We start from the raw sequence: 4,296 nt of genomic DNA, 5'->3' as shown, positions 1-4,296 counted from the left end.
TGGTGTGTTTGGAGACAGCCAGTTTACCAGCACCCTGTCTGTCAACTTCCACTTCCCCAAGATCCCGCGAAGAACCTCATTTTTGGTGGGGCTCGCGGGGTTGTTGGTGGCAGTGAGACATTGAAGAGGGAGGCGGGACCTGGCCGCCATGGATGCAGGGGAAATGGCGCAGAAACGCACAAGGGGCTGGCATCATGACGATGCCAGCCCCTTGCTGTGTATGGTGTTCCCGACTGGAGTCGAACCAGTGGCCTGTCCCTTAGGAGGGGATGGTTATAAGAGCTTTTAAATAAAAAATATCGTTAAAAAACAATGGGTTAAGTGCATTTTTGGATTTGAATAGCGCTGAAATAGCGCAAAATAATGCTTGCAACGCATGCGGAAATGCATTATTGGGTGGTGAGATGAGGTTACGAGATGGCGTCCCAGGCAGGATTCGAACCTGCGACCTCGCCCTTAGGAGGGGCGCGCGCTATCCAGCTGTGCCACTGGGACGTGCGTGCATTATATAAAAATACTAATAAAAATAAACAGCTGCGTAGATTTACTGTCGAAAAGCTTATTTTTTAGCCTGATTGTGTGCTTGTTGTTCAGATTTTTTGGGTAGGGAGCCACCACACGGCTAAAAATGATTTTTAGTCCTCGATTGCTAACTCTAATCTGACCTCATCGAGGCTTATGTAGTGCCCTTTTTGCCATTCATGATATCGATAATTGGATCGCCAGCGGCCACCGAGGCGCAGATTGGCCCGTTGTCAGCCGACAATCACTGTTTGCCAGGGTCTGAGTTCCATTTCACGATACCTGTAGCAGTTCCGGCCTATTTGGGTTTTGGCGCAGATCACCTCGTTGTCAGCCGACAATCGCTGCCTGTCAGGGTCAGATTTCCATTTCACGATACCTATAGTAGTTCCGGCCAGCGGGTACTCAGGCACAGATAAGCCTGTTGTCAGCCGACAATCACTGTTTGCCAGGGCCATATTTCCATTTCACGATACCTGTAGCACATCGGGCCAGCGGGTACTCCGGCGCAGATCAGCCCGTTGTCAGCCGACAATCGATGTTTGCCAGGGTCAAAATTCCATTCCACGATACCTGTAGCAGTTCAGGCCAGCGGGCCACTCTGGTGCAGATCAGCCCGTTGTCAGCTGACAATCGCAGCCAGTCAGCAGAGAGGGTTCCATTTCACGATACCGATAATGCGGTTGTCAGCGGGGCTGAGGTGCAGATCACTCCGTTGTCAGCTGACAATCGCAGCCAGTCAGCAGCGAGGGTTTCATTTCACGATACCTATAGCGGTTCCGCACTCGGGCACACCGGTGCAGATCACCTCGTTGTCAGCCGACAATCATTGTCTGCCAGGGTCAGAATTCTATTCCACGATACCTGTAGCAGTTCAGGCCAGCGGGCACTCTGGTGCAGATCAGCCCGTTGTCAGCCGACAATTACTGCCTGCCAGGGTCAGAATTCCATTTCACGATACCTGTAGCACATCGGGCCAGCGGGTACTCCGGCGCAGATCAGCCCGTTGTCAGCTGACAATCGCAGCCAGTCAGCAGCGAGGGTTCCATTTCACGATACCTGTAGCACTTCGGGCCAGTGGGTATTCTGGTGCAGATCAGCCCGTTGTCAGCCGACAATCGAGCTTGCTGGGGTCAGATTTCCATTTCACGATACCTGTAGCAGTTCCGGCCAGCGGGTACTCATGCACAGATCAGCGTGTTGTCAGCCGACACTCGCTGCCTGCAATGAGCCAAATTCCATTTCACGATACCTATAGGGAAGGTGCTAACAAGTCACTTGGCACAAAAACACACCATTCTAAATTATTGATATTAAATGGCTAAACTTTTTAGTTTTGGCACATAGGGTACTTATTCGGTATCTATTCACCAGGACGGGGTTGACGGCATCAGTTCTGCCGGGATGGGATAATCTGTCTTCTCGATGCACGCCCTGACCACGGCCCTCAACCACTCCTGTGGGCAGCGGCCCAATCGCTTGCCGGTCTCCACCAACGACAGGATGCGCTGGCGAAACAGCTCGCCCCGGTGAGACCACACGCCGTAGCTACCCTTGCGCCAGAGCACATAGCCACGCAGCGCCCGCTCCGCCTCGTTGTTGGTCAGCGCTATTTCGTCGTCAGTCATAAACCGCCACAGCATCTCGTCATCCCGCAGCAGCAACTGGCATCGTCCACGGTAGCGTTTGCTGCACAACAGGGCGCCGCGCTCCAACTGGCTTCGCCAGCTTTGCCGGTAACGCGCGAGCCTGCGCAGGTATTTCTGCTTGCTCAACGCACCGCTTTCCCAACGGTGCCGGGTACGAAACACCGCATCCGCCAGCAAGACCAACCGGGCACCGATGGGCTGGTTGCACTGCTCGCTACTCTCGGCGATGGCCGCGAGATTGCGGGCCACGTGGGCCCAGCACAGTTGCCGCTGGTCGGCGTCGATAAACCGGTAGCCGGCGTACTGGTCGGTCACCAGCACCCCGTCAAACTCGGCGCCCAGCAGCCGCTTGGCCGCCTCCTGACCACGGCCATAGGCCGTCATGAAGCAGACGGCTATCTTGCTCAGCGCCAGCCACATCCAGCGGCGCTCTCCACCCCGCTGATGCCGGGTCTCATCGGCATGAACGTGGGTGGCCGTCTGCACCTGCTGCTTGATGGCCTGGTAGGTCGGGGTGAGCATGGCACTCACCCGCCCCTGCGCCTCACTGATGGCGCCCCGGCTAAAACTCAGGCCGAAATGCTGTTTGAGCTGCTGCTGTATCTGGCTGACGCTCTGGTGAAACTGGCCGCTTTGCAGCGCGATGTAGCTGAGCAGATTGGCCCCCATCTGGCTGCTGCTGACGTTGTCTGGCAGTGCGGCCTGGGTCGTGCCGATACACCGTGAGCAGGTCGCACGATACAGTTGGTGTTCGGTGACGAGATAGCTCACCTCGGGCAGCTCGAACACCTGATGAACCTGATAGGGTTTGGCATGGGCCACCATGTCCCCGCCACAGCAAGCGCAATCGGCGGCAGGGTAATGCGGGACCAGGGTCAGGCGGGCATCAAGCGGATGCCGCTCGCGGCGATGTCCCTTGTGACCGGGCTGCGCCCCCCGTTGCTTGCCGGACGCCGGACGCTTGCGGGCCGGCGGCGGTGCACCGGGGCCGTCGCTGGAAGGCGGCTTGGAGGAGTTGCCGCTGTGCTGATTGAGGCGGTCCTCCAGCTCGGCGATGCGGTCGAGGAGCTTATAAATCAGCTCGTTGGCCTGCTCCAGAGTGGTGGGCATTCCCGCGGAATGCATGGTGTTTTTGCTCATGGGGGGAGCGTATCTAAGGAGCAGGATCAAGCAAGCAGGAAAGTGGGATCAAGAGACGATCGTCTCATTTTTCCTGTGTCAATACTGTTCCGGTGAATACTTACCTTATTCGCACCTTCCCAAGAAGCATTGTGCTTTTAAACCCTTGATTCCTATTCCAATACGGCCAGGTCACCGATTTGGACATTGAACGGCGAATATTTGTTCTGACTGCTGATGATGGCGCCATCCTCGAACACCTGTACCACCTCGAACAGACCGTCTGCGGGGTTGCGCATCATGCGGGACTTGCCATAGGGGTCGACGAAGTCGGCGCTGTGCTGGACCCGGAACTGGTCCCCGAGTTTGACCCCGTTGCGACGGCCCAGGTTGATGTGGGGGCCGCGCTCGTGCTGGGCCACGATCCGGGCGGTGACGGGGGCACAGGCGAGTTCGGCGGCGATGTCCTGGGCCGCCTCCTTCAACTGGTAGCCCACCTCCTGGCCAAAGCTCGACTGCCAGAACTGGCCACCGCTGCTGCCCACCTGCTCCCGCTTGGAGAAGGTCCAGTTGGCGCGGCCCTTGTACTCCTTGCGGCCGAGCAGGCTGCCGTTGATGCCGTCGAACAGGTAGAGCTGCATGGAGAAGTTGCGCACGGGATCCTCATACCAGCTGGTGAGGGCGTTGCCCTGGGGCTCGAGGGAGAGGTCGTCGATGCTGCCGAGCACCAGATACTGGCTGTCGGTGCGCAGGCTCAGGGCCTTGATCTCCTCGAGGGCGCTGCGATCCCCCTGTTGCAGATGGAGAGGGTCGATGCGCAGGTTCTCGTCCAGCCACTGGCGAGCGACCACCTGGGGCGTCGTCGCCAGGGTTTCAAACAGCCGGCGGGAGAGGTCGGCGGGCATGTCGTCCAGGGCACCGGTGCTCGCCGGCCTTGTTGCACAAATCGGGGAACTATCTAGCCAAGTGGTGATCTGATCTCCCGGATCAATCACCGAGCACAGTC

The 4,296-nt window shown here is 57.8% G+C and carries 2 protein-coding genes and 1 tRNA gene; all 3 read right to left on the bottom strand.

All coding sequences use genetic code 11. The annotated features are described in order from the left end of the window. Positions 1-418: 418 nt before the first annotated feature. Positions 419-495 (bottom strand) — tRNA-Arg (locus OKB81_RS19530). A gap of 1,394 nt (positions 496-1,889) precedes the next feature. Then, a complete protein-coding gene (locus OKB81_RS19525) occupies positions 1,890-3,311 on the bottom strand; it encodes an IS66-like element ISKpn15 family transposase (RefSeq protein ID WP_043155065.1) in 1,422 nt (473 codons plus the stop codon). Between the two features lie 152 nt (positions 3,312-3,463). Continuing rightward, the coding region (locus tag OKB81_RS19520) for a flagella assembly protein FlgT middle domain-containing protein (protein ID WP_270805392.1) at positions 3,464-4,296 on the bottom strand (833 nt) is incomplete at its 5' end.

This window comes from Aeromonas sp. QDB56 (genome assembly GCF_027705505.1).
Lineage (GTDB): Bacteria > Pseudomonadota > Gammaproteobacteria > Enterobacterales > Aeromonadaceae > Aeromonas > Aeromonas caviae.
The sequence above is the reverse complement of the archived record's forward strand: the minus strand, read 5'-3'. Positions and strand labels throughout refer to the sequence as shown.

What these genes read in the sequence shown, in the direction of transcription:
- OKB81_RS19525 (WP_043155065.1), bottom strand. Translation starts at nt 3,311, where the DNA reads ATGAGCAAAAACACCATGCATTCCGCGGGAATGCCCACCACTCTGGAG.